General features: G+C 63.5%; 6 protein-coding genes. All 6 read right to left on the reverse strand.

What is annotated here, in order from left to right; genetic code table 11:
• Window positions 1–2,068 (reverse strand): amylo-alpha-1,6-glucosidase (locus tag EN935_RS19215; protein ID WP_127373526.1); only part of this gene is annotated, 2,068 nt, incomplete at its 3' end.
• 50 nt (window positions 2,069–2,118) lie between these two features.
• A complete protein-coding gene (locus tag EN935_RS19220) occupies window positions 2,119–3,180 on the reverse strand; it encodes a glycosyltransferase family 4 protein (protein WP_127264899.1) in 1,062 nt (353 codons plus the stop codon).
• Window positions 3,181–3,294: 114 nt separating this feature from the next.
• Window positions 3,295–3,672 (reverse strand): DoxX family protein, encoded by a 378-nt coding sequence (locus EN935_RS19225; protein ID WP_127264898.1) that lies wholly within the window; start codon window positions 3,670–3,672, stop codon window positions 3,295–3,297.
• Window positions 3,673–3,739: 67 nt separating this feature from the next.
• Complete coding sequence (locus EN935_RS19230) at window positions 3,740–4,198, reverse strand: carboxymuconolactone decarboxylase family protein (protein WP_127264897.1); 459 nt, start codon at window positions 4,196–4,198, stop codon at window positions 3,740–3,742.
• Between the two features lie 11 nt (window positions 4,199–4,209).
• The gene (locus EN935_RS19235; RefSeq protein WP_127264896.1) at window positions 4,210–4,728 is read right to left on the reverse strand and encodes an Rrf2 family transcriptional regulator; all 519 of its coding nucleotides are present in this window, start codon (window positions 4,726–4,728) and stop codon (window positions 4,210–4,212) included.
• A gap of 110 nt (window positions 4,729–4,838) precedes the next feature.
• On the reverse strand, window positions 4,839–5,841 hold a 1,003-nt coding region (gene preA / locus EN935_RS19240; RefSeq protein WP_127373527.1), incomplete at its 5' end, for an NAD-dependent dihydropyrimidine dehydrogenase subunit PreA.

The following is a 5,841-nucleotide window of genomic DNA, read 5'->3' on the forward strand; positions in this document are numbered from 1 at the left end:
CTCTTTCGCCAACGCCCAGGTGGCGAAGCGTGAGCGTGTCGATGCCGATCGGCAGCCTCGGGCGGGTAACCCGGATTTCGCCGTCCCAGCCGTCGATCTCCAGGCCAAGGCACGCCTGCATCAGCATGAAGGCGGAGCCTGCCGACCACGCTTGCGGCAGGCAGGCGACGGGATAGGCGATGGGTGCTTCGCCCGGCGCGCGGGTAAAACCGCAGAACAGTTCGGGCAGCCGCATGTTGAAATGGACCGCGGATTCGAACGTGCCGCTCATCAGGCGGACCACGCTTTCACGCTCGCCATAACGCGCCAGGCCGGCACCGCACATGGCGGTGTCATGCGGCCAGATCGAGCCATTGTGGTACGACATCGGGTTGAAGAACACGGCATCGTCGGCAAGCGTTCTCAGCCCCCAGCCGGAATGGAAGGAGGCGGAAAGAAGCTGGTCTGCGACCATCTGCGCCCGCGCCGGCTCAGGCAATCCGACAAGGAGGAGATGGCCCGCATTCGAGGTCCGCACCTTGCAGGGTTCGCCTTCGCCATCGATCGCCAGGGCGTAGAAGCCGAGATCGTCGAGCCAGAAGTCGCGTTCCACGGCCACCCGCATGGCCTCGGCGCGATCCTCCCAGTGATCGGCCTTGTCGTCCTCGCCACGGCGGCGGGCAAGCTTGGCCAGCCCCCGAAAGGCGGCAAAGACATAGCCCTGCACTTCGACCAGCGCGATCGGGCCCTTGGGAATGCGGCCATCGGCATGAAAGACGGAATCGAAACTGTCCTTCCATCCCTGGTTGGCGAGACCGGACTCGGCGGCCCGCTGATAGGTCACGAAGCCGGTCTCTCGGCCCGCCTCCTCCGTCCATTCGGCCGCGGCGCATAGCGACGGCCACAGGCTGTCGATGAACGCCATGTCACCGGTACGATCAGCATAGGCACAGGCGAGATGGATGTAGAGCGGCGTCGTATCGACGCCGCCATAGTAGCGGCCGAAGGGAAGCTCCCGCAGCGCCGCCATCTCGCCCTTGCGCGTCTCGTGCATGATCTTGCCCGGCTGCGAATCGCTGAACGGCGACGTCTCCGTCGCCTGGTGCTGGGCAAGGAAGGCCAGCACGCCCCGTGCCAGGCCCGGATTGAGCCATAGCATCTGCAGCGCCGAGATGACGCCGTCACGGCCGAACGCCGTCGAGAACCAGGGAATGCCGGCATAGGGATAGGGTCCGGTCGCAAGCTCGGTGGTCAGCAGCGCGACATCGGCACGGGCACGCTCGACCCAATCGTTGAAGACGCGACCAGAACTGTGCACCGTCGCGCCATGGCGACGCTTGGCCCGCATGCCAAAGCGCGCCCGGGCGGCAGCGGCGCGGAAACGGTCGCGATCGGGCGGCTCGGCCAACTCGGGACCAACCTCGACATACAGCACCATGCTGCTGCGCTTGGTCACGGCGAGCAGGAAATCGGCGCGGTCGGCCGTCAGCTGGTCCGGTGCTTGCGAGAACGATATCGCCGATGCGCGCGCCAGCCCGTCCAACCCGTCATAGCGCAGCAGAACGGATGTCGCGTCCATCTCGGCCACATGCGCCATCCCACGGCGCAGCCGTGTCGAGCCGCGCACTTCGAACATGTCGCGGAAATCGGCGGCAAAGTGTAGGGAAACGCCGATTGTCGAGGTTTCCCGGCTGTAGTTGGAAAGTGTGATGCGTTCGAACAGCCTGTCCTGCCACAGCAGCCTGACGCGTTCGACATGAATGGCGCCCTGCGGAATGTCGCGACCGGCGGCACTTTGCATCGGCAGATTGGTCAGGTTGGTGGTGAACAGCACATTGTCCTGGCTGAGCGAAGCGCCAAGCAACGAAGTCTGCCGGCCACCGACGGTCAGCCGGAATTCGGAGAGCACCCGTGTGTCGTCGCGGAAGAAACCGTCGCCGGCGCCGCGTATGTCGCCATAGGCATCGGCGACCGCAAAGCAGTCGCCCTGCTTGAGCGCAAACAGCCGGTGCGGCTCGCGAGGTGCGGTTGCGTCGAGCGATGCAAGCGCAACTGCAGGATCGAGCTGGCGCTCATCGAGTAGAGCCATTGGTCATAGATCCCCGTTGTTGCGGTCTTGCCGCTGGTGCACACCGCTGCTCACGACGCTTTCGCCTCGCTCGGGACGCCGATCAGCCGCGCATAGGCGGCTAGATAGTCGCCGGCCATTCTTCTGGCGGAAAACCGCTTTTCGAAAACCGCTCTCACCTTTCGCCTGTCGAGTTGCAGCAGGTCAGGCACCGCTGCGACCGCGCCATCCACCGACTCCGCGATGAACCCGGTCACGCCGTGATCGATGATTTCCGGCAGTGCACCGCAATTCCAGCCGATCACCGGCGTGCCGCAGGCCATTGCCTCGATAGCGACAAGGCCGAACGGTTCCGGCCAGTCGATCGGGAACAGCAAGCCGGCCGCCTTGCCGAGAAATTCCGCCTTCTGGTGCTCCTCGATCTCGCCGACATAGACGATGCGATCGCCGTCGATCAACGGCTCGACCACCTCATGGAAATAGGCGCGATCGTCGTCGCCGATCTTTGCCGCAAGCTTCAGCTTGAGCCCCGAGCGCATCGCGATCTCGATGGCACGGTCGGGGCGCTTGTCGCGTGAAAACCGGCCGAGGAAGGCAAGATAGGGTTCTTCCGGTGTCGCCCCGAAAGTGGGTTCGTAGATACCGGTCGGCAGTCCGTGGTGGATCGTCGCCAGCCAGTTGGCCTTGGCTAGGCCTGCCTTCTGGCTGTGCGAAATGGAAATCAGGGGAAAACGCGGGAAACGCTCATAGGTGGGCGCCAGGTCGACATAGTCCAGCCTGCCATGCGGCGTCGTCACCGTCCGCTCGGCAATGTCCTCGAAGAAGGAAAAGTGCAGGAAGTGGCTGAGGTGGAAGTGGATGACGTCAAACTCTCGCGCCCGGTCTCGCACCTGCGCCAACATCGAAAGATGTGCCGCAATCTCGGATTTCAGCGGGCGCGGGTCGAGGCGAAGGGCGCACTCCCGGCCAGCCACCAGCTTCGCGGAGGTCTGGCTGTCGCCACTGGCAAACAGTGTCACCTCATGGCCCAAATCGACCAGCGCTTCGGTCAGATACGAGACGATGCGCTCGGTGCCGCCATAGAGTCTGGGCGGCACCGATTCATAAAGCGGCGCGACATGGGCTATTTTCATATTTCATCCTGGATGCTCGGCATACAGGTGCGAAATGCGTCAACGGCTGGATTGGTTCCGATTTAATGATGGATGCCGTCGGCACCACACTGCCGAACTCGGCATGGAGCCGCATCAAGCAGACTGCGCGATCAGCGTCAGAAAACCACCGCTCAGAGCGACATTGCCGACGAAGCCATTGATACGCGAAGCGCGCTCCGGACCCTGATGGTCCCAGAAATTGTGGAACATCGGCGTGGCGACGATCAGGAACACCAGCAGCACCGTCGCAGCGAATGCCGTCCAGAGGCCCGCGATGACCAGCACACCGGCGGCGACCTGTAGGACAATGCCGAGCCACAATGCCAACCGTGACTGCGGCACGCCGCGCGCGGCCATCAGCCCGGTCAGGAAGGCCGCGTTCTGGATGTTGCGCAGGCCGGCGAAGACGAAGGCGCCGCCGAGCAACAGGCGGCCGAGAAACAACAAGGTCGAAGGCAAATCGGCAGGCATCAAACTCTCCCATAAAACAGTTGGAGCGCCGCCTTCTCGACGGCGCTCCAAAACCCAATCCGGACAATCAGGCGGCCTTGGCCGCCGGCATCGGATGAATGGCCTGGAACGGGATGCACAGCCGGTTCCAGGTGTTGATCATGCCGAGCGCTACGGACAGCTTGACCAGCTCCTCTTCCGAGAAATGCTCGAGCGTCCTTGCATAGAGTTCGTCCGGCACGCCGTTGTTGGCGATCAGGGTGACGGCCTCGGTCCAGGCCAAGGCGGCGCGTTCGCGCTCGGAAAACAGCGGCGATTCCTTCCAGGCCGAAACCAGATAGAGCCGCTGCTCGGTCTCGCCGTCACGCCTCGCCTCACGGCTATGCATCTCGACGCAGTACGAGCAGCCATTGATCTGCGACGCCCTGAGCTTGATCAGGTGCAGCAGGCTTTCCTCGAGCCCGCATTCGTCCACCGCCTTGTTGAGCGCCGACACCGCCTTCATGATCTCCGGCGCCTTGGCGAAAAATTGCAGCCTCTGTTTCATCTTGATGTCCTTTACGCTTGCTTGGTTGAACTGGATTTCTGCGGCCGCTGATGGCGCTCGACGAAGGCGCAGCTCGCGACAAGCGATCTGGGGTCGCCTTCTGCCGCGTAAGTGGCCACGATATCCGACAGCTTTGCCTCGGCGAGTGCGGCGCGATAAGCCCGTTCGGCCTTCAGCATCGCGGCATTGATGCCGCAGGGTTTAACGTAGGCCGAGGCGTCGAGCCTGACCGGACCGTTGCGGCGGATTTCGCCACAGCGAAAAGCCGGCTCGCGCCCTTCGACCGCCAGCACGATATCGAGCAGCGAAATCCGCTCGGCCGGCCGCGCCAGCCGGTAGCCGCCGGCCGGTCCCGAGACCGATTCCAGGATGCGCGCCGCGCTCAGCATGTTGAGATGCTTCAGCAGATAGCTTGGCGACAGGCCAAAGGCCTCCGCCATGGCAGCGCCCGCCATGGTGCTGTTGCCTTCGACGCCGGCCAGCATGGCGGCGCAGTGGATGGCTGCTTCAACGCCCTCGCCCAGCTTCATTGTGTTGGTCTCCAATTCATGGATATCTCTTATCGTGGATAATTTTTATCTGCAATAAGAAAATGAAAAACGGCGCCCGAAGGCGCCGTTTTTTCGTTGAGCGCCGGCCCCTACTCCGCCGCTACCTTGGCCATCGGATTGTTCGGGTGCGTCGTCCAGTTGGCGTAGATCGGCGACACCGGCTTGCCGGTGCGCTGGTCCATCACGCCGGCGGCCAGCGGCTCCATGGTGATGCAGTTCTCGACCGGGCAGACATTGACGCACAGATTGCAGCCGACGCATTCAGCCTCGATCACTTCGAAGTGCCTGACGCCGTCGACCATGCTGGTGATCGCCTGGTGCGAAGTGTCCTCGCAGGCGATGTGGCAGCGGCCGCATTTGATGCAGGCGTCCTGGTCGATACGCGCCTTGGCGATGTAGTTGAGGTTGAGATATTGCCAGTCGGTGACATTGGGCGTGGCGCGGCCGACAATGTCGTCCAGCGAGGCATGGCCCTTCTCGTCCATCCAGTTTTCCAGGCCGGCGATCATTTCCTGCACGATCTTGAAGCCGTAGGTCATCGCCGCCGTGCACACCTGCACATTGCCGGCGCCGAGCGCCATGAATTCGGCCGCGTCGCGCCAGGTGGTGATGCCGCCGATGCCGGAGATCGGTAGGCCGTGGGTTTCAGGATCGCGCGCGATCTCGGCCACCATGTTCATGGCGATCGGCTTCACCGCCGGGCCGCAATAGCCGCCATGCGAACCCTTGCCGTCGATGGTCGGCTGGGGCGCGAAGCTATCGAGATCGACGCCGGTGATCGAGTTGATGGTGTTGATCAGCGACACGGCGTCGGTGCCGCCAGCGTGTGCCGCGCGCGCGGGCTTCCTCACATCGGTGATGTTGGGCGTCAGCTTGGTGATGACAGGCATGCGGGTGTTCTGCTTGCACCAGCGCACGACCATTTCGATGTATTCCGGCACCTGGCCGACGGCGGCACCCATGCCGCGCTCCGACATGCCGTGCGGGCAGCCGAAATTGAGCTCGATGCCGTCGGCCTCCGTCTCCTCGACCACCGGCAGGATCGCCTTCCAGGCATCCTCGACGCAAGGCACCATCAGCGAGACTACGATC

Source organism: Mesorhizobium sp. M7D.F.Ca.US.004.03.1.1 (assembly GCF_003998635.1).
GTDB lineage: Bacteria > Pseudomonadota > Alphaproteobacteria > Rhizobiales > Rhizobiaceae > Mesorhizobium > Mesorhizobium loti.